The sequence below is a fragment of the Halomonas hibernica genome, from assembly GCF_013183775.1.
Classification (GTDB): domain Bacteria; phylum Pseudomonadota; class Gammaproteobacteria; order Pseudomonadales; family Halomonadaceae; genus Vreelandella; species Vreelandella citrativorans.
On the sequence record NZ_VIFN01000004.1, the window covers coordinates 1 to 23,013 of the forward strand.

Consider the following 23,013-nt stretch of genomic DNA (forward strand, 5'->3'; position numbering starts at 1 on the left):
TTACGGCACTGATTACTCAATAACTTTTGCGTAACCACTTAGTTTCACGTGATTTCAAGGGTATAGATCGTGAATGAAATGCGGTATAACCCAAATGAACGTGCCAGCGGGTCAACTCAATAAATGAGTTGGCAGTCTTATACCTGTTAAGCATACGACACTATGAATCTTGAGAGGGCGTTGAAAAGTCAGCTGGCATTGTTCACACCTTGCACAGTCATTGCATTTCGTTCAACAAGCTGCACCAGATCGCAGTGCGGCTATTTATCGACGTGGGCGGCGGTTAATTTGCGTTAGCCGATGATCTTCTCAAACTTGGCTATCAGAATTTTAGTGTTCTAGGTATTTCAAACGAAGCAATCCAAGCAACCAAGCAACGTTTCGAGACAGTCTCAAACACTGTGGAATAATTGTTCGTGGATATTACCACTCATACAACTCTGCCCAAACAGCGCTACGTTGTTTGGCATGATTGCGCAGTATTCCACTTTCTAGTTGTGCCAGGAACAGCTGTTTTAGCACGTAAACATAAACCTTGAGCAGGGTAAGTACATTACTCAGCGGACTGAAAGACACTGGGGGGAGGTGTAGCGTGCAGAAATAAGCTCTACTCTCTTAATAAAGGAGAGCAGAGCGGTGATTTGGCATGTACATTTTGGTCCTGCCGCTAAGGGTCGGACTTGCTTGGCCTGACGAGCATTCGCTTGGATAAGCGGGAGCGCTCTTAACGTTCTACTCTGTCCAGCACTTCATGCATGCGGTCATGCGGGCTTGCCGGCGAAACGCTTTCTAATTGGGAAAAATCTCCACGTAAGGCTTTAAGCGCATAGCGTTCTTGGTCAATTTCTTTTGAAGTGCGTACGTCACGTTTACGGAAGATAACAATGGGTGGACACCATCCTTGCAATGCGTGTTGCAGCAGAAAGCCGGTTACCGCCGCAGGCAACAGGAGCCATCGCTTATCGACTAACGCCCCAAGGGCCACTCCAGCCAAGCTCAGGGTAGCCGCGTTCGCTTCCAGAGTGCGTTCAATATCCCACTCATGGTCGAGCTCATGCAGACGGTGCTCAATTTCATGAGGATATTGGGCGAAGTACGCAATGTTGTCTTCGGTGCGCCGCCGGATATGCTGGTTGATGCTTTCGGCAGTATTCTGCTCAACGCGTGAAGTCGTTGAAGGCAGCATGTGACCTCCTTATCCTTAAGTTAATATGTCCAAAGATATCTTTAACCAAGAGCTAGCAATCTTAACGCTAATCTAGATCTACACTTTTAGTTCTATAATTCACTCTTAGCAAGCGGTGGTTTAAGCTCAAGCGCTGGTCAGCGGCTGCCTGAGAACCGCTTTGCTAACCACCACCCGCCAATCATTGCCACAAGCATCGCGACGAGAGGCGTGCTCAGTCCGACGACCGAGGCGATGGCAGGACCTGGACAGTAGCCCGAAAGCCCCCAACCAATGCCAAAGAGCGCCGCCCCACCGAGCAAACGGCTATCGAGTTCACGCTTGGTTGGTAGTTGAAATTTATCACCAAAAAAAGGGCTGCTCCGACGCAACACCAACCGGTAGCCGATGAAGGTAGTGATGACGGCCCCGCCCAGTACAAAGGCCAAGGTAGGATCCCATTCGTCGGCGATATCCAGAAAGCTGAGAACACGCGCCGGATCGGTCATGCCTGAAATGGCGAGGCCGAGTCCGAACAAGAGCCCTGCGGCGTAAGCCATTAAGGTTCTCATGCCCCACCTCCTATCACATGTCGGGTGATATAGACGGTTGCCATGGCACTCAGCAAAAACGTGACGGTAGCCGCCATCGAACGCGGCGATAGACGTGACAGGCCACATACCCCATGACCACTGGTACAGCCGCTGCCGAGCCCTGTCCCGACACCCACCAACAGCCCCGCAATCAACATCAGCATCACGCCACCGGCGGGATCACCAATAACCTCATTGGGCTGTCCCACCACGTTTCCCAGACCACCTCCCGCCAGAACGAGCACAACAGGCCCGGTGACCAGGCCAACCAAGAACGCGGCCCGCCAAGCGCTGTGGCCCTTTGGAGGCGTCGTCACCAGCGTGCCGGCGATGCCGCTGATACCGGTGATACGTCCTAGCGTGGCCATCAACCAGGTAGCGGAAATGCCGATGAGTATACCGCCGGCCAATCCTTGCAGATTTGAAGTCCAATCCACTTCGTTTACTCCTTAGTTTGGTGAACCTGTTGGGTGTTGGTTGCCTGAGCCAACGACGTTTTCTCTTGATGCAGGCTGCGCCAAGCATCGTAGGTACTGAGGAAGACCTCGCCGCCGAGCGCTTTCATGAAATCGGAGCCACGAAGCTTGTCCATAACCGGCCCCTTGACCTCGGCCAGATGCAGCGCCACGTCGGCATCCTTCAACCGAGCGTTGATCTCCTCTAGGCTCTCCAAGGCCGAGGCGTCGATGGTATTAACTGCCTGACACGCCAGCACGATATGCTGCAATTCGAAGTCACGGGAAATCAAGGCCATCACGGTATCCTCAAGGTAACGGGCATTGGCGAAATAAAGGCTTTCGTCGATGCGGAGTATGACCAGACGCTTATCGGTCTCAACGTCGTGACGCAGGACATTTCGGAAATGCTCGCTGCCCGGCACTCGGCCGACCACGGCGCTATGGGGACGGCTGGTACGGTAGAGATGCAAGGCGAGCGATAGCCCTACGCCGGCCAGGATGCCGCTTTCCACCCCATGGCCCAGGGTGGCGATGATGGTTACCAACATGGCTACGCCATCACTGCGGGAGTAGACCCAGTTTTTTTGCACCGCGCCCAAATCCACCAATGACAGGACGGCGACGATAATGGTTGCGGCGAGCGTGACGATGGGGAGATAGGCGATCAACGGTGTCAGCAGCAACGCGGCCAGTGTGATGCCTATGGCCGTGAACGCACCTGCCGCCGGAGTCTGAGCGCCGGCATCGAAATTGACCACCGAACGGGCAAAGCCACCCGTCACCGGCATGCCGCCAGAGAAGGAAGCCGCGATATTCGAAGTGCCAAGACCGATCAGTTCCTGGCTTGGCTCGATGCGTTGCCGACGCTTGGCGGCCAAGGACTGACCTACCGATACTGACTCTACGAAACCGACCACGCTTATCAGCAAGGCAGCTACTAACAGTTCACGCCATAGCCCAAGGTCCAAACCTGGTAAGGTAAGCGGAGGTAGGCCGGCCGGTACTTCTCCCACGACGGCTACGCCGTGCTGGTCGAGCTGCCAGGCCCAGCTCGCTAGGGTGGTCAGCGCCACGGCAAGAATCGGTGCTGCCTTGGACAGCATATCCGCTGAGCGTGACGGCAGGCCTAGCGACAGGAGCCCTGGCTTCAACCAACGCCGGGCAGCATAAAGAAAGACCAGCACACCTAAACCGATGGCAAGAGTAATCCCATGGAGGCTGCCCACGTTTACCCACAGGTCGCCCAGTAATTCGATCATGTTGTGACCCGAGGCTTCCACCCCCAGCAGGTGTCGGGCCTGACCGATCGCGATGAGCAGCCCCGAGGCGGTGATGAATCCGGAGATCACGGGATGACTGAGGAAATTGGCCAAGAAGCCCAGTCGCGCCACCCCCATGAGGATGAGAAGCAAACCAGACATCAGTGCCAGTACCAGTGCAGCGCCCAAGTATTCCGGCGACCCTTGCGGGGCGACGCGACCGATGGCCACCGCTGTCATCAGCGAGACCACTGCCACTGGCCCTACCGCAAGGGTGCGGCTGGTCCCGAAAATCGCATAAACGAACAGCGGAGCGATGCTTGCATAAAGCCCCACCTCGGGGGGAAGGCCCGCCAGCATGGCGTATGCCAGCGACTGCGGGATCAGCATGACGGTCACGATTACCGCTGCCAACAGGTCGCTGGCCAACGTATCGCGTCCATAGCCGGGCAGCCACTGGAGTATAGGTAGATAATGCTTCAGGCTGGCCATAGCACGCTCACGACCCAGAATCACCCTTTGCCTGATGGGCTTGTTGTTCAAGCCTGTCGCGCAAGGGCTCCAAGTCATAGCCAGCCGCATTGGCTGATTCGATCAGCTCGGATACCGGACGCTGCGGGGCGAGTGATAATGCCCACAAATGGGCCACGCGTTTTCCCGTTCGGCAGAAGCCGAGCACGGGGGCCTTTGCAGAATGCAGCACATCTGAATAGGCATCGATGTCCGCCTTTGCGTATTCCCCAGGCTTTACGGGAACTTCATGCCAGGCCATGCCCAGTGATTTGGCCTTAGCCTTGAGGGCATCGGGATCCGGCTGGTCATCACTTTCCCCGCGCGGGCGATTGGAGATAATGGTGCGGAACCCTTGTTCGGCAAGCTGTTCAAGTTCGTCGAGGCGAGGTTGTGCTGCCACGTAAAGGCGATCATCGAGTGGTTTGATATCCATAGGTTACCTCCTTGGTCGCTTTAGGAACGCGCCTCATCATCCCAGGCGGCCCCCGGTAGAGCATCGAGGGGAATCTTCAGGTAACGACGACCATTATCCTCTGGCTCTGGCAGGTCGCCGCCCCGGATATTGACTTGCAAAGCGTGCAGGATCAGTTTCGGCATGGGCAGCTTGGCGTCACGTTCGTTACGCAAAGCGATGAAGCTTTCCGCTGTCGGGCTGTCTTGGAGATGAATATTGGTTTCGCGCTGGACACTCACCGTGCTTTCCCACTCTGGCTCGCGATCGCCGGGCATGTAGTCGTGACCGGTAAAGAGCCGAGTGTCGTCCGGCAGTGCCAGGATGGCCTGAATGGAATCCCACAGTTTGTGAGCATTGCCCCCAGGGAAATCGGCACGGGCCGTACCACCATCCGGCTGAAACAGCGTGTCGTGCACGAACGCCGCATCGCCGATGACGTAGGTGATCGACGCCTTGGTATGGCCGGGCGAGAACATAATCCGGCCTTCTATCTCGCCCACGTGGAAAGTATCGCCCTCTACAAAAAGGTGGTCCCACTGTCGGCCGTCATCCGGAAAGTCGGGCCAGTTGTATATATCCTTCCATAGCGCTTGCACTTGCGTAACGTAAGCTCCTATAGCCGTTGGTGCCCCTGTCTTTTCCTTAAGATACTGTGCTGCCGAAAAATGGTCGGCGTGTGGATGCGTATCGAGTATCCAGTCAACGATGAGCCCCTCCCGTGCGACGTAATCTAGTAACTCATCAGCATGGTGGGTTGCAGTGGTCCCTGACTTCTCATCAAAGTCCAGGACAGGGTCAAGGATGGCACAGCGCCGTGTCGCAGGGTCACTGATAATATATTGAACGCTTGAGGTTCTTTGATCGTAAAAGCCGGCCACGTCCGGCCTGCCTGGTGAGTGTCGGAAATTACGCATATTCTTCCTCATTCTCCATTTTAGTTACAAGCCTAGACCATATTGGAATAACAAGAAAACAATGAAACATGTTTATACAAACATCAAGTAAAAGTGACATCTCCCCCTCTGATTGGGTTGCGCTACACTTTAGATTTCGATCCTACTAGCAAGGAGCACGGACATGCATGAGCGTTAGCACACAACAGTTCATAGGTCTCTTGGGTGAAGCAGATGCGGGGCTGCCTATTAATGAGCCATACCGTCGGCATGGTTTCTCGGAAGCAAGTTATTACTTATGGTGCAGCGAATTGGGTGGAATGAGCTAGCCAGATTCCAAGCGACTCAACGAACTCGAAGTCGCGAAGACAAGATTAAAGAAGCTTTTCACTGAGTCGCTACTGGAGATGATTGCCGCTAGCCACCGGGCTATTTAACTTCTGCCCAGCTTATAAATTAATAGGCATTAATACATGTAAAATTTAATAGTGCCTATTAAGCAAACAAAACCATAGAAAAAGCGCTTGCCATGTTTATTGGGGCAAGCGCTTTTTTACATATGCGCGCTAAAAAATTCCCATGTAACAAGCTAATTACTTAATGCTAGATGAAATTCCATATACAGAACAGCTACTTAGTCATTTAACATTAAGAGAGCATTAAGCGATATATCATAACACATTGACACGTATCAACTTTCTACCTTGAGCAAAGGCGTAATCTAAGGGTATTCCGACATTCGCCCTGCGAATGCCGTTTAATTCGCCAAGGAGGCGCTATGGACGCAATACGTCGCTCGCTCTTGGGTCAAATGGCACGCTTAAGTGCAGGCGCTGCGCTGATGCCGTTTTCAAGCCTTGCCCAAGCTGGCATTAATCAGCAACCTGCCCGCCGCGAAGGCGACCCAACTAAACGCTACGGTATGCTTATCGACTTACGCCAGTGCATCGGCTGCCAAGCCTGTACGGTGTCGTGTCATATCGAAAACGCTGCACCGCTGGGACAGTTTCGCACCACGGTCTCCCAGTATGAAGTACAGCATCAGGAAAGCGGCGAATTAGCCACCTTTATGCTGCCCCGGCTGTGTAACCACTGTGAAAACCCACCCTGCGTCCCGGTCTGCCCTGTAGAAGCCACTTACCAGCAGCAGGATGGCATTGTGGTGGTCGATAGCGACCGCTGCGTAGGGTGTGCCTATTGCGTCAATGCTTGCCCCTACGATGCTCGCTTTATTAACCAACGCACTCAAACCGCCGACAAGTGCACCTTCTGTGCCCATCGTCTAGAAGCCGGACTATTGCCCGCTTGCGTTGAGAGCTGCGTAGGCGGTGCCCGCGTGATTGGAGATATGCGCGATCCTCAAAGCCAAATCAGCCGCATGATTCATGAACATCGCGATGCATTGATGGTGCTACAACCAGAAAAAAACACCCTTCCTCAGGTGTTCTACCTAGGCATGGATGAGCGCTTCACCACGCGTCCTAAGGCCGAGCCCGTTGCGCTCGAAGTACTCGACCCCCACGGTCAGGAGATGGGCTATGAATTCCACCATTGAGCTACTGGCACCGCGCTATGACATCGCCTGGTACCCGTGGGCGGTTCAGTACTTTTTTATGATTGCGGTTTCCTACGCCAGCCTATGGCTAGCCGCCCCAGCACTGGTATTCGGTAAAAAAACCTGGCTGCCTACCGCACGTCTGGCGCTAATCGCTTGCGTTAGCACTACGCTAGTGGCGCCCGTTGCGTTACTCGCGGATTTGCACCAGCCACTGCGGTTCTGGCACTTCTACGCTTACGCCAATAGCCACTCGTGGATGTCGATTGGCAGCGTTGTTCTGCCGCTTTATTTGGTTAGCGTGCTTGGCCTTGCTTGGTTGGCATGGCGGCCCGCGCTGCAGGCACAGTGCGGCACTCCAGGACTCGGTGGCATGCTAGCCACCTGGCTTTCACTGGGCAGAGGCACAACGCCACGAGCAATGGTCGCGGTGGTAGGTCTGGCTGCGCTGGGACTTTCCAGCGGCATTATGCTTTACACCGGTGCGGAACTAGCAATCGTAAAGGCCCGTCCGCTTTGGAACACCGTGTGGCTACCGCCCATGCTGGCGACCACCGGATTTATCGCCGCCTCCGGTCTGGTGTTAGTGCTGAACAGGGTTAGTGGGCTTTGTTCGCAAACCGCTATACGACAGATGCTGTATGTGCTGCTAGTGGCCTGTGCGCTAGCAGGATTGATCGCGCTTAGCTGGTTTTTAGATGGCGTAAATGCCCACGTAGGCTCAGTCGCCACCGCGCTGGAATCCGTGCGCCATAGCGCCTCGTGGCGCAACACTGCCCTCTGGGGAGGCATTACCGGCATCGCGCTGTTTGCCGCCGTGTTGTTTTTATTGACTCGCCCTACCCTGCGCCAGCCCGGGCCGAGCGGCGCTCCAACCTCTAGCCAGCCAGCACTGTTTGCCTGGGCATGGTTGCTAGGCCTCGTCGCCATACACATGGGCTGGATGTTTCGCTGGGTGGTACTGATGGATGTTCAGCATGTGGCGCGCAATAGTGCCGGATTTCACCACTATGGTATTCCCGCCGGCTCTTCCGGCATTTTAGGCATTGTTGGCACCTTCGGTCTCTGGCTCGCCGTTATTCTCCTGATTGAACTGTTTATTCCCTGGCGACAGGCCCAACAAGGCGGCCTTATAGCAATGCCAACCCACGCTGCCCAAGATGCTTCTACTCATCCTCTCACCGCTAAAAAAGGAGCGTCTAGTCATGTCTAAGTCTGCTCAAGACCCGTCACGCCGCCGTTTTCTAAAAGGCGCTGCCGCCGCTGGTGGTGCAGCCACCTTTGCCGTGGGCTATGCCGACCCACTGGCAAAAATGGCCAAGGGCATTACCGGTAGCGCGGGTGAAAAACCCAGGCACAATATTCATGGCAACTCGCTGACCCCAGAATACCGCGTCGATTTAGACACTGGCGAACTCACCTTAACCCCCGGCCAGCGAGTCGCCTTCACTATTTGTTACGGCTGTACTACCCGATGCGGCGTGAGAGTGAGGGTCGATGACACCCTTGGCGAAGTACTGCGGGTATCAGGCAATCCCTACCACCCGCTGTCCGCCGACGACCATTTACCTATGCGTACACCGGTGGCGGATGCACTGCGTAGTGTTAGCGCCTATGGTGAACAGGGTCAGATAAACCGCTCCACCGCCTGCGCCCGTGGCAACGCCATGATGAGCCAAATTACCAACCCTTTCCGAGTCGACAACTGCCTGAAACGAGTAGGTGAACGTGGTAGCCGTCAATGGCAGAAAATCTCCTTTGAGCAGCTAATTGAAGAAATCTGCGAAGGCGGCGACCTGTTTAACGAAGGCCACGTTGATGGACTGCGCGATATTCGCGATCACGACACCCTGATTGACCCTGACAACCCTGAATATGGCCCCAAGGCCAACCAATTAATGGTGATGGAAGCCACTGACTACGGGCGTTCAGACCTACTCAAGCGCTTTACCCTCAATGCCTTTGCTACCCGCAATTATGGTCACCATGGCGCTTACTGTGGTTTGGCTTTCCGCATGGGATCTGGCGCGGTGATGAACAATATTGTCACCAACGCCCACGTTAAGCCAGATATCCAAAACGCACGCTTCATCATGTATATCGGCTGTGCGCCCAGCCAAGCGGGCAACCCGTTTAAACGCCAAGGCCGCTTGATTGCCCAAGCCCGTGCAGCCGGTACGTTGGAGTACGTGGTGGTCGACCCAGCGCTCAATGCCGCCACCTCCCACGCAGCCGACAACAACCGCTGGGTGCCTATTCGTCCTGGGACAGACAGCGCTTTTGCCATGGCAATCATCCAGTGGCTACTCGACAACCAAGGCTATGCTAGTGACTTCCTAGCTCTGCCCGGCCAAGCCGCCGCCAATGCAGCGGGCGAAACCACCCACTCCAACGCCACTCATTTGGTGATTGACACCTATGAACACCCCCGCAGAGGTTATTTTCTTCGCGCCAGCGACCTGGGCCTAGCGGAAGCGGATAACGATGCTGACTCGCCGATGGTAGTCGCCAATGGCGAACTCGCGCTAAGCGAAGAGGTGATGACCGCCGAGCTCTTTGCCGAACGTCCGGTTGAGCTTGCCGATGGCACCACCGTGACCGTCAAAAGCAGCCTGACGTTGCTAAGCGAATCTGCCCACGAGTACGACCTAGACACCTATGCCGAGCATTGTGGCATTCCCAAGGCGACGATTATTGAATTGGCCAGCCGCTATGCCAGCCATGGCAGAAAAGCCGCTGTTAACTGTCACGGCGGCATGATGTCGGGTAACGGTTTCTACGCCGCGTTCAGCGTGCAAATGCTGAACTTACTGGCGGGCAACTACAACATGAAGGGTGGCAGCGCCGTGGGCGGCGGCACTTACAGCGGTACCGGCGAGGGCCCACGCTACGACTTAGCCAACTTTCCTGGTAAGCGCGCACCTCAGGGGGTATTTCTATCCCGCTCGCGCTTCCCCTACGAAAAGTCTTCCGAGTATCAGCGCAAAGTCGCCGCAGGCGAAAATCCTTACCCGGCTAGAGCGCCGTGGCGCTCGTTGGCACCGCCGACACTCACAGAGCACCTACCCTCTGCACTAGATAGCTATCCTTACCCCATCAAAGCGGTGATTGGCTGTATGGCCAACCCGATTTATGGTCAGGCCGGTCTGAAAAGCGTCATTGTCGACAAGCTGAAGGACCCTAAGCGTCTAGGGCTCTTTGTCGCCGTGGATGGCTTTATCAATGAAACCAACCGCTACGCCGACTACATCGTGCCTGATTCCGTGATGTACGAGGTGTGGGGGTTTACTGGCGCGTGGAAAGGCACCCTCGGCAAACTAACCACCGCCTGCTGGCCCGTAGTTGAGCCACGCCAGCAAAAAACCGCCGAGGGAGAACCGGTGTCAATGGACAGCTTCTTTATTGCCGTGGCCAAGCGCCTGGGTCTGCCCGGCTTTGGCGACAACGCAATTCCCGATGCCCAAGGAAATCTGCACCCGCTCAATCGCGCTGAGGATTACTACCTGCGAGCCGCGGCCAATATCGCTTTTCAAGAAGAGCCACTGCCAGAAGCAGATGACGCTGATATTGCTCATGGAGGCATTGCCCCACTGCTGCCTAAAATCGCAAGAACGCTAAAATCTGATGAACGCGCTAGAGTTGCCTATCTCTATGCCCGGGGTGGACGCTTTGAAGATGCCAGCGAGCACTTCATCGGTGAAAAATTGAAATACCAGTGGAAGCAAACGCTGTGTGTTTACAACGAATCGGTAGGCACCAGTATTGATACCACTAATGGCCTGCCCAATAGCGGCGTCCCCTGCCATAAGCTGCCTCAGATGGCGAACAAGCAACCTATGCGCGAGATATTTTCTGAGCAGGAGTGGCCGCTGCTAGCCTTCTCGTTCAAATCCAATCTGATGAACTCTTACGCCATTGGGAGTGAGCGGCTACGTATGATCAAGCCTTATAACCCGATACAAATGCACCGCCAAGACGCCGAGCGCTTTGGTATCCAGCACGGTGATACCATTCGCATAGAAAGCCCTGGCGGAAGCGTTGTGGGATTGGCACTAGTCAGTGAAAGCGTAATACCTGGCGCCCTGGGCATTGAGCACGGCTATGGCCACAAGGATTTAGGTGCCACGCCACATGTCATCGACGGGGTATCCCAGCCGGATATGCCCTGGATGCGTGCAGGTATCAATATTAATGACCTAGGCTTTCAAGACCCCACACGGAAAGTAGATGGCACTTGGCTAGAGCCAATCAGTGGGGCCAGCGTGCGCCAAGGCTTACCAGTAAAAGTTAGACGAGTCTAACCAATGCAGAGCAATAGAATATATACAGCTAGCTTTGCAAATTTGGAATGAAAAAAACAAGGACGCCCTCATGAGCTTCTAAGGGTGTCCGCTAAGGCTGTAGTGGTCAATTAAAACTGGCCAACGGTTTATAGTTAACTCAGTATTTTTTCTCTGCCTGGTTCGGACACTTATCAACTTGACTAGAAACGCAACATTTTAACTGTCACTTATCTGCTAATTGCTGGCGATATGGTCGTTATATTCATTCATGAGTGGGTGCTCGGAGGAATTGTTGGCCTATTAGGCCGTAGCCACAGGCATGATCTTGTGTCATCAGATGACGAGGTTCAAAGGTCCAAAAGTGGTGGAGCCTAAATGCCCTAGATAGGGAACCATCTTTAAGTACACGGCTCATCCAGCCCAGACTCCCATAAGCAGCCAGCACGAATAGTCAGCGAGCTGGTTACAGTGCTGGGCTGGTACTGTGACTTCTCTAGGACTTTGGAGCGTTCGGCTCGTCCAAGGTGTCGTTCAAAAATTGACTAGCCATAGCCTAGAGCTTGCCGATCCTTTCAAACATCCTAAATCAAACAATGAGAGTGTACCTTGTGAGGCCTCCGTGCTTAATGCATTTAGCAAAGTTGAAATTACACGCGATGATCTGTCTTAAAGCCTAATTTTAACTAACACTCTGCAAAGAGTTTCTCGCTGCTTACCACCATACTTTATTCCCTTTGAATGCCCCATTTATTCCTGAAGAACGCTGTAAATGATGCCTTGTATGGATGGCAGGGGAATCCCAGGATACAGTAAACCCTGCGACGGACGTGACGGCATCACTTATGAAAGCACTTGGCCACATTGAACCCATAACAACCGCTAAAATTTACTAAAAAGTGGGTTAAATTAGCGGCTCTATACGTCCACTACCTCTTTTAAGCGCTTTCTGCATCACTTCATAATCAATGTTTGAGCGCTTTTGTTCCGGCAGTTCGTCAGCTTTGTTAACGATATTCAGCAAGTCGCTTATGCTCGTTTCTTGTTCATTACGCGAAGTAAATGCCTGCAAGTACAGCAAGTGGTCGGCGTCCCAGCCAAGCTTGATCGGCTCATCGATAATATTGACCTGGGTACCGTTGGGTATTTGCTCAAATACGGCTTTAATATCGTCGGGGTGCATACGGATACAACCTCGACTGGCGCGCATGCCAATGCCATCTGGTTGGTTCGTGCCATGAATTAAATAACCAGGAATATCCAATAAGATGGCGTGCTGACCGAGGGGATTGTCGGGCCCTGGCGGAACAACGTCAGGCGGTGGGTCGCCGCGTTCAGCCGCTTCCTGACGAACGGATTCGGGAGGATACCAAGCGGGGTCCTCAAGGCGCATGGTGGTTTTGGTAATCCCCAATGGTGTATCGAATCCATCGCGGCCGATGCCAATGGGGTAGGTTTCGACGCGAGGTGTTTCTCCATCTTGCACCTCGGGATAGTAGTAAAGCCGCAGCTCCGCGATATTGATAACCACTCCTTTACGCTCTACATCCGGCAGTATGTGTTGCCCCGGAATCTGAACCTGCGTTCCTTTCCCAGGAACCCAAAGACTAGTGTCGGGATTGGCCCGTCGAATTTCTTCGTAGCCAACACCATGTGCGTGAGCAATATCGAGCAGGGTATCCTCTTCGTTCTCTACTTGAACGGTATAAGCTTCACCCACGATATTGCCGGTTTCAGGCAATAGATAATGTCCTGGCGGCCGTGAGGTCTCGCCAAAAGCCGAAAATGAAGCAAGCCACAATGCCACCATGAATACGCAGCGAAGCAGTCGACCACTGACTGCAGGTTTTACAAAGCAAGAGTTCATAAGAAACGTTACTCACTATACGACCAAAAGCTCATTAGGCATGATGAACATTAACTGTAAATGAAGCGTGGATGTGGATAATGGCGGCTTTTGGCATTACATAATGCTGTTTAGTTGTTGGTTTGGATGGTTTCGATCTATCGGCTGCAAAATGGGGCTGCCTCATATTAACTTCATCCCCTAATGGCATACTGCTGATAGAAACCATTTTCTATGACCTTGAGGAGTAAGTATGCGGGTATTACTGGTCGAGGATGATGCCCCGGTAGCGGCTGGCGTCGAAGCAGGATTGGCACTGAGCGGCTTTGTGGTTGATACCGTCACCACCTTGGATACTGCGAAAGGCGCGCTAGCCACCATTAACTACGATGCTGTTATTCTCGACCGTCGATTGCCCGATGGAGATGGTTTGACGTTATTGAAGCATTGGCGTCATGCGAGCGTGGCGACGCCAGTGCTGATGCTAACGGCTCGAGATGCGGTAGCGAGCCGCGTCGAGGGCCTTCAGGGAGGCGCAGACGACTATTTGGTCAAGCCGTTTGATCTTGACGAGTTAACAGCCCGGCTCCAATCGTTATTACGCCGTACGGCAGGGCAAGTGGATCACGCCATTCGTCACGGCAGCCTGGCATTAGACCCCGTCACACGTAGCGTCACGTTGGATGGAGAACCCGTCGTCCTGTTGCGACGCGAGTTAATGCTGCTGGAAGCATTAATTCGAGCTCGCGGGCGAATTCTGAGCGCCGATCAATTGAAGGACTGCCTTTACGGTATTGATGATGAGATCGAAAGCAATGCGCTTAATGTGCACATCTACCAACTGCGTCGCAAGTTGGGACGCAACGTGATCGAAACCGTGCGAGGTTTGGGTTATCGACTTGGCAAATACAACAGTGATGCGACCTCATGAATCTGCGCTTACGTCTGGTTGCTACACTTGGAATTACTCTCGTGCTGCTATGGAGTATCACTGCCATATGGTCAATGCGCGACCTGTCGGCGCAGTTGGAAGAGTCTCTGGATCAGCGTCTGGCTCAATCGGCGCGAATGGTGGCTGGTTTGTTGGATCGCGTGCCAGCAACGTCTTGGAACGGTACAGAAGATGAAACGCCAACGATTCCTTCGCTGGATGGTATCGCTTGTCGAGTATCATCGCTTCGTGGTCAAGTGGTGGCGGGTACGCATCCGGAAATGAACGACGTGCTTGCCGTTGAGGCTGAGGGGTATCGTTATCGCGAGCACAACGGGCAGCGCTGGCGAGTTTACACGTTAGTTGATAACGACAAGCGTATTACGGTGGCTGATCGTCTGAAAGAGAGAGAAGCACTGCTGCTGCAGGTTCGCCGGGCCGCGCTTTACCCATTTCTACTGGCGCTGGTGGGCAGTCTTGTTGCGCTATGGTGGGGGGTAACACGAGGACTTGCGCCGCTTGCCAAGTTACAACAACGACTTATTCTGCGCGAACACAATGACCTTTCGGCACTACCTCTTCATGGATTGCCTGGTGAAATTCGCCCGCTGATCGATAGTTTCAATACGCTACTGGCACGAACGCGACGTATGCTTGAATTGGAGCAGCGCTTTACCGACGATGCTGCCCACGAACTTCGTACACCGTTAACTGCCGTTCGCACACATCTGCAAATCGCGAGGCGTGTTGACGGTCACCAGCAGTACGAAGCGATGCAGCAAGCTGAAGCTGGGGTAGATCGACTAACGAAAACGCTTGGTCAGCTTTTGCTATTGGCGCGAATGGAAAGTGAGGACATCACACGTGCCCGTCGTCCTGATCCTACTCCTCTTGGGGGGGCATTGGTGGCTGCGATGACAGAAACCGGTAGCCGTGATCATTGTCATTATCCCCAAGGCGTTAACCAAGTACATGTCGCCCTATCTGAGCCGCTTCTCGTGACGGTTCTACGCAACCTGCTCGAAAATGCGATGCGTCACGGCGCACCCGGTGCGCCGATAGAGATTTCCGTACAAGAATCAAAGGGAATGACAGTCATCGATATCACTAGTCAAGGTGAAACCATTGCTGCCGAACACCTCTCCCGACTGACGGAGCGCTTTCATCGGGGAGATCATCCTAAAGGTAGTGGCTTGGGTCTTTCGATCGTCGAGGCGATTGTCACCCGGGCAGGAGGCCGAGTGACGTTCGCATCTGGCAATGGTGTTGGGCTACGAGTGACGCTTCAATTGACTTCGGGTTGAACCCGTTTAGATTAAGGTGAATCACTCCCCATAATGGCTCGAAGCTTATCGGGCGAGGGAGCACCCATCACACTGTGCACGTCACCGTTGTCATCCTGATAAAAGGTCGCTGGCGTTGCGAAGAGTTGGCCATCGCGCATTAGCTGGGTGTTTTCGCTAACCCACTGCTCGCTTTGGTCATCCCCTTGATTTTCGGGCATGGCATCGTTGCGGTAATGCTCAGCCAGCGCTTCGCCAGGATTATCCGCATTGAGTATCGCAGCTGCCTTTTCAGGGCTGTCTGCTTTGAGAATACCTACCATCAAATGACGAACCTGAACGTCGCCACTTTCAACCCAGGGTTGGGCGTCTTCCCACAGTTGGCGGCAGTAAGGACAGTTGGGGTCACTAAAGGTATATACGATACGGGGTGCCTCTTTATCGCCATCGCGCACCCAGTGTTGGCTATCCATTTCTTGCCATAACTCGGCGTTTCTTTGACCGTTGACGAGTTGCTCTAGCCGCTCAGCTGAAACGTCCTGGCCCTCGGCATTGATCAGTGTACCAACTAGCGCATGCTCGCCTCCCGAGGTAAGGTATGCCGCAATCGTCTGGCCACGAGCACTACCTGCATATCCAGTCAGCCCGTCCGGCGCATCGAATTCTCCATGAATCGTGAGACCTTGCTGTTCGAGCTCTTGAATAGGGGCGGGCCACTCAGCGGCAGTTGCAGGCAGACTTGTTGCCAGCGCAATGCTAGTCCCAAGCGTTAGTGTGAGGCGTAGTGGTGTCATACAGGCGTTGAAAGCGGCCATGTGTGTTGTCTCCAAAGTGAGGTGAGTTAGAGGTTGAAACGCGCTAGACTGCGATCGAGCGTGGCGCGAGACAGCTCTCCAAAGTGGGTGTCGATAAGCGTGCCATCGGCGTTGTAATAAAGCGTGGTGGGCATGGCCATGGCACCCACGTCATGGCCGAGCGCATTGTTCCGGTCGAGGTAGACATTATCGAGGGTGAGTGACTCTTGCTGTAAAAAGGCACTAACGGTGCTGAGGCTCTCGCCCTGATTGACGAACACGAACGTCACGTCGTCTCGCTCTTGTTGAGCCTGCTCAAATACAGGCATTTCGCGTCGACACGGCGGGCACCAACTGGCCCAAAGATTGACCACCATGGGGCGATCAGCTTCGCTTAGCATAGTGGGAAGAGTCACTTCGTCATGCTTAAGCGTGGTTAACGCCGTCGAAGGAATGCTAGCACCTTGAGATACCATGAGTGTCAGTGCCCCCGCCGTCAGCGACCAGGTCAGAGCCCCTGATATTACGGCTGTCCCGAGAGGGCCGCGCTCGTGAGGTTGGCGCCATAGCCGCCAAGCAAGGTAAACCAAGGCGACGACAAGGCCCGCTAGCGGCTCGAAGCCGCGATCGCGTATGTCAAACCACGACCAGAACGTATCGTAGCTTTCGCCATATTGAACGATGAAAACAAGTCGCGCCCCGATCACACCCAAGAGCATGGCATTGAAGATGCTATCGCCAACGTTGACCTTTCGACGGCGGCCTAGCCAGCCTCCGATGATCAGTGCGATAACTATCGAAAGCATCAGCAAAAGCTGCCCTACGCTCAGAGCTAACGGGCCGATAACGAGGCTGCGATCCAGGGGACTCATGAACCACCTCCAGTGGTACTGCTGCCGGTTTGTTTGGCCTGATCGAAGCGCTTCAGAAATGTGTCAGCGTCTAGTTCGCCGATAATGCGCGCACTGCGCCGCTCGTGCCCGTCAGAGCCGAACCACATTAGCGTTGGCGGCCCAACGATGCCGAAGTGCTCCATGATCTCCTTGTCAGATGCGTCGTAGTTAGTTACGTCGATGCTCAACCGTTGCACATTCTCCAGTTCGGCTTGAACAGTGGGGTCAGCGAAAACTTCCTGTTCGATCACCTTACAAGAGATGCACCAGTCGGCCGTAAATTCGACGAGCGTCATCTGGCCGCTAACCCCGGTTTGGTCAATACGGGCATCAAGCGTGGCTAGATCTTCAACCTCATCAAAGGTAAGCGGTTGCTCATTGTTTGACATCGAATCTGCTGTGTTTGAGCCTCCATTAGTTGATGTAAAAATCGCTAGCGGACGCCAAGGATCAGAGGCACCGCCGGCAGCGCCGATTAACATTAGCGCGCTCCATATGGCTATGCTTGCTGCACTGGCCATCAAGACTTGAGACGTGATGCCACTAAGGCCTTCGTTCCGAGCAAGCGACATGAGGGCTATCGCAAAGCTAAGTGTTAGAGCGCCCCAAAGGCCGAGAACGATGGCATCAGGTATTACGCGAGCCACAAACCAAATCGCCATCCCCAGTAATACAAAGCCGAAAAGCGCTCTGATGCGAATCATCCAGGCACCCGGCTTAGGTAGAAGCTGGCTACCCACGGTGCCGATCAGGATGAGTGGTAGGCCCATTCCGAGTCCAAGCGATAACAGGGCTGCGCCGCCCAACCAGGGGTTGCCACTATCAGCAATGAACAGTAGCGCTCCCGCTAACGGCGCGGTCATGCAGGGACCCACCAGCAGTGCAGAGAGTACGCCCATGATGGCAACCCCTTTCAAGCGACCACCACGTTGACGCGACATGCCTGAATCAAGCCGCTGGCGAAGCGCTCTCGGCAGCTCTAATTCGAATAAGCCGAACATGGCCAAGGCGAGAACGATAAACAGTAGCGAGAACAGGCCGATAAACCAGACGTTCTGAAACAGCATCTGTAGATTGGCGCCTGCCATGGCAGCGGCCACGCCGAGTAACGCATAGGTGGCCGCCATGGGAAGGACGAAGGCAGTAGACATCACTAAGCCTGCCGCTCGGTGGCTCTCGCCCACCTCTCGTCGCCCCGCGATCAAGCTCGAAAGGATCGGTATCATCGGCAACACACAAGGCGTGAACGTCAGTAACAGCCCCATGCCGAAGAATGCCGCCAGCGTCCAGAACCAATTACCTCCGGCCAGTTGCGCCGCCAGTTGCTGGTCTTCTGCCATCGTAATTTCTGGGTCAGAAGTAGGGTTTTCTTCAAATGAGGATTCGTTCGTGGCATCCGATGGTTCGTCGGTTTTGGATATGTCCTGGCCAGCAGACGCTAAGTCAAAGGTCTGTTCCTGAGGTGGATAGCAAAGGCCCGCATCGGCGCAGCCCTGCCAGCGAAGAGTAATTGTTTCAGCATTGCCAGGCTGGGTGATCATACTCAACGAATGACGATAAACCTCAGAGCGTCCAAAATACTCGTCCTCAATGGTTTCCCCGTCAGGGATATTCAGCGATAGCTCACGCCCATCGGCTTCAGCAGAAAAACGGTGGCGGTAAAGGTAGTAGTCGGGCTCGATTTGCCAATCAATCTCCAGAGATTCGCCATCATGGCTAAGTGTTGGCTTGAAGACTTGCTCTGGAGGAAGAACGCTCTCCTGCTGGCCAAAAAAAGATTGTGCAGTGGCTACTGTGGTAACGCTTAGCAACCCCAGTAATAGTACCCACTGCACCAGCCTAAAGCACATGGCCTCTTGTATCGGCCTGTTCATAGCTCGCATTTCCAGCACTCCTGATTCGATGCTGGATAGGATGGCTTATGGGGATTAACTGAAAATGAAGGTTTTCCTGCCTAGTGGCTTGGCTGGCGTACAGACGGCCCTACCTGATACTCGGGCAGTGACCGACGCACTGCTTTCAGCGGCCCGGAGCAGGGTCCCATGACGCCCTTCCCCGCCGTCAACGATGTTAGTTCAACACGAGAAGCGAGGTTACAGGATGGGTGCGAGTACAATTTTTGTGGTGCTGGCGGCGCTTTTCTGGGGGTTATCTGGCGGGATCGGCGGAATCCTTATAGCCGACGGTTGGGACGCGTTCGTGGTTTCCTTCTACCGGGTGCGATCGGACTACTGTGCGTCCTCATCTGGCTAATACTGCGTCCACACAGTAGTGGCCTGACAAAACGCCGGTTATGGTTCTGGTCAGTCATCGCCGGTGTCGGCGTAGGGGGTAACTTCTCGTTCTATTTCTTAAGCATTGCGCACGGTAGCGTTGCTGTTGCGGCTACATTGATGTACAGCGCCCCAGTCTTCGTATATCTCGTATCCTTCGCTCTAAGGCTCGAAAGTCCCACGCCGCTGAAGTGGGCCGCGATCGCAGTAGTGATTCTTGGTGTCGTATTGCTTACACTGATTTATGACGTCGGTGCGAGTGGCGTTACGGCGATGGGTGTAGGTGCTGGTCTGCTTGCCGGACTGTCCTACGCAATATTCATTTTCGGCTTCAAGTATGCGGCGCCACACGGTAGCCCGCAGGCTATTCTCTCTATCGCGCTTATGGTACTTGCCAGTATTCTTATCTGGCCGAGTGATGTTGGCCAGACGGTTGCTGTCCTGAGCACGCCGGATTGGCCGCTATTCGCAGTACTCGGTGTACTCGGCGCAGGTTTGTCTTTTGTTCTTTATATCATTGGTTTGAAACATACTGCCCCGGCCGTGGCCTCCGTTGTCGCAATGGTCGAACCGGTCACCGCGACGCTGTTCGGCGTCGTGGTGTTAAGCGAAACCCTGGTAGGGCCGCAAATTCTGGGTATGGGACTGATATTAGTCACAGTGACCGCGCTGAGCGTCTTTTCAAGCTCTGGACGGCCACCCTCCGGATAGAATCACTAGCTGGTTATCGTTCTGATCTAGGATCCAACGCTGTGATTACAGCTATCTGTAGGTATTGACGACTTGCGACTTGCGAAGGGTGAACAGAGAAAGGTAACGAGTTTTTTCTTGGCTTATTTGATATTTGCCTAACTAAATATTACAGAAGGCGCGGAGTAGCCAAACCGCTCAAACTACCCATTATATCAAAACTTACTAAATTTCCGCTATTGGCCGAAAGCTGCCATGGAGAAACCGTACTTGGGGCGCGACGTCGACCCACGTTTCTAAAATAATAAGTATGTAAGACAACACTTTCATTCCATTGGAGGTTCCCCACGACGTCGTGGAATATCCGACATCGACGGTGCATTACCGCCTGCTTTAGCAATACGGCGCGCTGCTGTTACTCGCACATAGGTTTGCAACGCAGCTTGAACAATGTCTGATGGTTTATCTAAGCCTGGTTCGGAAAGTTCCAGCGCCTGAGTATATAGGTCATCATCAACAGTGACAGTAATTTTCACAGTTAAGTCCCAGATTAATATAGTTATATGAGGCTATAAACCTGTCCGCTAGTGATAGCGGACAAGTTGTTGCATGTCAGCTAGTTTAGGAAGCTAAATTTATATATGTCATCCTTGTCGAGGTCTTTGCCTTTTAAAATATCGTTTAAGGCTTCTTCAAATAAATTGATGGTGTTCCAGTTCTTAGGCATAAAAGCGTAGGGATTGTTTCGATAGTGCTCTTCTACAACACCGTTTATTCCATGGGATTGAAGAATGTCAGAGTCTAGATTGGTTATTCCTTTTATTTGCATTAGCTGTGAACATGTCCTTCTTAAATCTCGCGGTGTAAATTTTTCAAATTCTTTGCCATCCATTTCTGATATAGGTGAGGAAAGCCATTTATTTACTGCACCTCGTAAAGTGTTAATATCAATGGGTATTTTGCCACTTGTTGACCAGGGATATTTTGAATGAGGGTTGACAGAATGTACGTCTTGCAATAATTTAATTGCCCTTTCAGTGAGCGGCACTAAATGTATGCGAGGCGGGGTGTTCCCCTTGCGGTGCTCTGTCTTCAATATCCCTTTACGTAAATCATAGCTTGTCCAAGGTTCCCTAGCTACCTGCATAACCCTTTGCCCACCAGTAGCAATAAGAAAAAGTAAAAATCGCGTGACTACAGGGCCAACTGATTCGTACTGTAAAAATGAATGCCAAAAATAATTAAGCTCTTTTGCACTTAAAGCCCTTTTTATTGCCTTTGTCTTATGGTCCTTGGGAATTGATGAGACCGGGTTTCTCTCCAAGCAATATATTGATTTAGTTTTTCGTTTAAGTGAGTTCTCATTTTTTAACCCGTACTCAAACGACGAATGAAGATAAGCACGAACTTTCCCGGACATATTTTCCGATCCTCGGTCCCAAATGGGTTGCAAGATCTCAAGTATGTCTTTAGGGATGATGTCTTTTGCCTTTTTATCCATGATAAATTGGTGATTAGGTTTCAGTACATTGTTTAATACTCGCTTCAATTCTTTTATATACGAGGGCCCTGTGGTTCCTTCCAGGCTCTCAATATAGTCTGTAAATAATTCCTCAAAACTTGCTGTTGTTTTTTCTGTTTTAACTGCCATCAGTGCTTCAGAAAAAGCGAGTTCACGTTCACTAATTTCACGCTCTTTCGCATCTTTTTGCTCTTGAAAAAAATTCTTAACGTCTCCGTGCTCAAGAGCGATAAGCGAATAAGTACGAGCTATCTCTCGAATTTCTGCCAAGGAGAGTCCAGTACTTCGTGCGGACGATTTGAACATACCAACCTTTATCTTTTGTGACTTGTTATTAATCCGTACTCGGAAATAAGACTCAATATTGCCCGATGGACGAGCCTCGAACAGGATTGCACCTGTTCCTCGCCCTGGTAATGATTCTGTCGCGGTTTTGCCCACCGCTAGCGAGCGTATAGCGGCGTCTGTGAGGATTCGCCTCTGGGAGTGATTCGTGCGTGTTTTCGTTTTCACATTGCGTACCGTTTTGCGTGCCGTTTCTCACGACACTATATGAGATCCAATGAGAGTAAGCGGCACGGCAAAATGCGAAATAAACGAAATTTGGCACGTAGTATCAGTGGGTTATAGTGTGTTAGACAGCTTTTTCTAATACAGCTTTAGACTACATGATTCATTAAAATGGTTGACTTGTAATCAGTAGGTCCCGGGTTCGACTCCTGGTGTCGGCACCATCAAAAAGATGGTTAAAAGCAACACATTAGAGAATTAGATCAAGCCGTCCGAAAGGGCGGCTTTTTTGTGCGTGCTATAAAAATAAACATAAAGAAGTAACGATAAAGGCAGGCATAACGTCTATTAGCTTGCGCGATGAGTGCTGGCAAAAAGATGAGTAAGGTTGGTGCTGAAAATGGCGGGCTAATAATGTAGCAGAGGTTATCTAACATGGATGATAAGGCCGTCCGTGGCCTGTCGCGCGTCCTTGATCCTTTCGCATATTGCTTTCCGAAACCCTTCCATGGGCTGGCGCGACTCAAGTGAGCTACTGCGATCCGTAGCAGGTACGATTCTAACGGCTTTAGCAGGAAATAATGTAGTCTATCGCTGATATTTTTGTAAGCATTCTCTTACACAGATTCCACATTGTGTTTATTTTCAATGGCTTATGATCGTCATGTTGGGTTTTCGATAAATAAAAAAATAGGCTTTCTGGTAGCTGCTTGACCATCATTTCCGGCTTGGGCAGCGCTGGTATTCATTTTTCCGACCTTGGCACCCCGCAGCTGCAAAACAGGAGCAGGAAGCACCATGGCTCAACTAATTCTTGTGAGTATGCAAGAAGGTTGTTTTAACCATCGCTTTCACTCTATTACTTCCAGCTTTATCTAAAAATAGTTATACGAAAAAGTTACGTAAGTTAAATAGTAAGAGGGTACGTTCTCTTTATGTCTTTGCTTACGGTAGAAGCAAGCGTTGTTAGTTCTGTGTTGTTTTATCTTAGGGCTGTATTTTAATAACAACAAAACAACGTGGCGACAAAGATTAAATATTTCCATTATCTGTCGTATCTCTTGAAATGGCTTTGGGGTTAGCTACGCTCAAATTACTCGA

At 52.5% G+C, this 23,013-nt stretch carries 18 protein-coding genes and 2 pseudogenes; 8 read left to right on the forward strand and 12 right to left on the reverse strand.

Going from position 1 to position 23,013, the window contains the following annotated elements; genetic code table 11:
• Positions 1-724 precede the first annotated feature (724 nt).
• The 6 genes from FKN99_RS07705 to FKN99_RS07730 form a co-directional block, all read right to left on the reverse strand.
• A complete protein-coding gene (locus FKN99_RS07705; protein WP_172117333.1) occupies positions 725-1,186 on the reverse strand; it encodes a DUF2892 domain-containing protein in 462 nt (153 codons plus the stop codon).
• Between the two features lie 137 nt (positions 1,187-1,323).
• On the reverse strand, positions 1,324-1,737 hold the full coding sequence (locus FKN99_RS07710) for a DUF6691 family protein (RefSeq protein ID WP_041158399.1): 414 nt from the start codon (positions 1,735-1,737) through the stop codon (positions 1,324-1,326).
• Positions 1,734-2,195, reverse strand: coding sequence for a YeeE/YedE family protein (locus FKN99_RS07715; RefSeq protein WP_041158400.1), 462 nt, complete (start codon positions 2,193-2,195; stop codon positions 1,734-1,736). The genes FKN99_RS07710 and FKN99_RS07715 overlap by 4 nt, the downstream gene beginning before the upstream one ends.
• Positions 2,196-2,200: 5 nt before the next feature.
• Positions 2,201-3,967, reverse strand: coding sequence for a SulP family inorganic anion transporter (locus tag FKN99_RS07720; protein WP_172117334.1), 1,767 nt, complete (start codon positions 3,965-3,967; stop codon positions 2,201-2,203).
• A 7-nt stretch (positions 3,968-3,974) separates the two neighbouring features.
• Positions 3,975-4,421: a TIGR01244 family sulfur transferase gene (locus tag FKN99_RS07725; protein ID WP_041158402.1), complete on the reverse strand. Its 447-nt coding sequence runs from the start codon at positions 4,419-4,421 to the stop codon at positions 3,975-3,977.
• A 20-nt stretch (positions 4,422-4,441) separates the two neighbouring features.
• A complete protein-coding gene (locus tag FKN99_RS07730) occupies positions 4,442-5,356 on the reverse strand; it encodes an MBL fold metallo-hydrolase (protein ID WP_039857571.1) in 915 nt (304 codons plus the stop codon).
• A 167-nt stretch (positions 5,357-5,523) separates the two neighbouring features.
• Here FKN99_RS07730 and FKN99_RS18120 point away from each other — a divergent pair.
• From FKN99_RS18120 to FKN99_RS07750, 5 genes and pseudogenes are all read left to right on the forward strand, one after another.
• Positions 5,524-5,742, forward strand: a pseudogene (locus tag FKN99_RS18120) (transposase); the annotation flags it as partial.
• 4 nt (positions 5,743-5,746) lie between these two features.
• The gene (locus FKN99_RS07735; protein WP_083868688.1) at positions 5,747-5,821 is read left to right on the forward strand and encodes a YgaP family membrane protein; all 75 of its coding nucleotides are present in this window, start codon (positions 5,747-5,749) and stop codon (positions 5,819-5,821) included.
• Between the two features lie 292 nt (positions 5,822-6,113).
• Positions 6,114-6,890 (forward strand): sulfate reduction electron transfer complex DsrMKJOP subunit DsrO, encoded by a 777-nt coding sequence (gene dsrO, locus FKN99_RS07740; RefSeq protein WP_039857572.1) that lies wholly within the window; start codon positions 6,114-6,116, stop codon positions 6,888-6,890.
• Positions 6,874-8,103, forward strand: coding sequence for an NrfD/PsrC family molybdoenzyme membrane anchor subunit (gene nrfD, locus FKN99_RS07745; protein WP_041158403.1), 1,230 nt, complete (start codon positions 6,874-6,876; stop codon positions 8,101-8,103). Before dsrO ends, nrfD begins: the two co-directional genes overlap by 17 nt.
• A complete protein-coding gene (locus FKN99_RS07750; RefSeq protein ID WP_039857575.1) occupies positions 8,096-11,191 on the forward strand; it encodes a molybdopterin dinucleotide binding domain-containing protein in 3,096 nt (1,031 codons plus the stop codon). Before nrfD ends, FKN99_RS07750 begins: the two co-directional genes overlap by 8 nt.
• Positions 11,192-12,074: 883 nt before the next feature.
• Here FKN99_RS07750 and FKN99_RS07755 read toward each other — a convergent pair.
• Positions 12,075-12,980 carry a L,D-transpeptidase family protein gene (locus FKN99_RS07755; RefSeq protein ID WP_253927005.1) on the reverse strand — a complete coding sequence of 302 codons (906 nt, stop codon included), beginning with the start codon at positions 12,978-12,980 and terminating at the stop codon, positions 12,075-12,077.
• Between the two features lie 289 nt (positions 12,981-13,269).
• Here FKN99_RS07755 and FKN99_RS07760 point away from each other — a divergent pair, with 289 nt between their 5' ends.
• Together FKN99_RS07760 and FKN99_RS07765 are read left to right on the forward strand one after the other, a co-directional pair.
• On the forward strand, positions 13,270-13,947 hold the full coding sequence (locus tag FKN99_RS07760; protein ID WP_087108432.1) for a response regulator: 678 nt from the start codon (positions 13,270-13,272) through the stop codon (positions 13,945-13,947).
• Complete coding sequence (locus FKN99_RS07765; RefSeq protein WP_172117336.1) at positions 13,944-15,251, forward strand: ATP-binding protein; 1,308 nt, start codon at positions 13,944-13,946, stop codon at positions 15,249-15,251. Before FKN99_RS07760 ends, FKN99_RS07765 begins: the two co-directional genes overlap by 4 nt.
• 11 nt (positions 15,252-15,262) lie before the next feature.
• Here FKN99_RS07765 and dsbG read toward each other — a convergent pair whose 3' ends face one another.
• From dsbG to dsbD, 3 genes are read right to left on the reverse strand one after another with little or no spacing between them, the layout of a single operon-like run.
• Positions 15,263-16,045, reverse strand: a complete 783-nt coding sequence (gene dsbG, locus FKN99_RS07770; RefSeq protein WP_225733647.1) for a thiol:disulfide interchange protein DsbG — start codon at positions 16,043-16,045, stop codon at positions 15,263-15,265.
• A 26-nt stretch (positions 16,046-16,071) separates the two neighbouring features.
• Positions 16,072-16,896, reverse strand: coding sequence for a TlpA disulfide reductase family protein (locus FKN99_RS07775; RefSeq protein ID WP_041158406.1), 825 nt, complete (start codon positions 16,894-16,896; stop codon positions 16,072-16,074).
• On the reverse strand, positions 16,893-18,800 hold the full coding sequence (dsbD, locus tag FKN99_RS07780) for a protein-disulfide reductase DsbD (protein WP_253927000.1): 1,908 nt from the start codon (positions 18,798-18,800) through the stop codon (positions 16,893-16,895). The genes FKN99_RS07775 and dsbD overlap by 4 nt, the downstream gene beginning before the upstream one ends.
• 217 nt (positions 18,801-19,017) lie before the next feature.
• On the opposite strand from dsbD, the pseudogene FKN99_RS07785 reads away from it, so the two are divergent.
• A pseudogene (locus FKN99_RS07785) lies at positions 19,018-19,901 on the forward strand (DMT family transporter).
• Positions 19,902-20,206: 305 nt separating this feature from the next.
• Here the strand turns inward: FKN99_RS07785 and FKN99_RS07790 are convergent.
• Positions 20,207-20,416 carry a type II toxin-antitoxin system VapB family antitoxin gene (locus FKN99_RS07790; protein ID WP_172117337.1) on the reverse strand — a complete coding sequence of 70 codons (210 nt, stop codon included), beginning with the start codon at positions 20,414-20,416 and terminating at the stop codon, positions 20,207-20,209.
• A gap of 80 nt (positions 20,417-20,496) precedes the next feature.
• Positions 20,497-21,915 (reverse strand): tyrosine-type recombinase/integrase, encoded by a 1,419-nt coding sequence (locus FKN99_RS07795; protein WP_172117338.1) that lies wholly within the window; start codon positions 21,913-21,915, stop codon positions 20,497-20,499.
• Positions 21,916-23,013 lie beyond the last annotated feature (1,098 nt).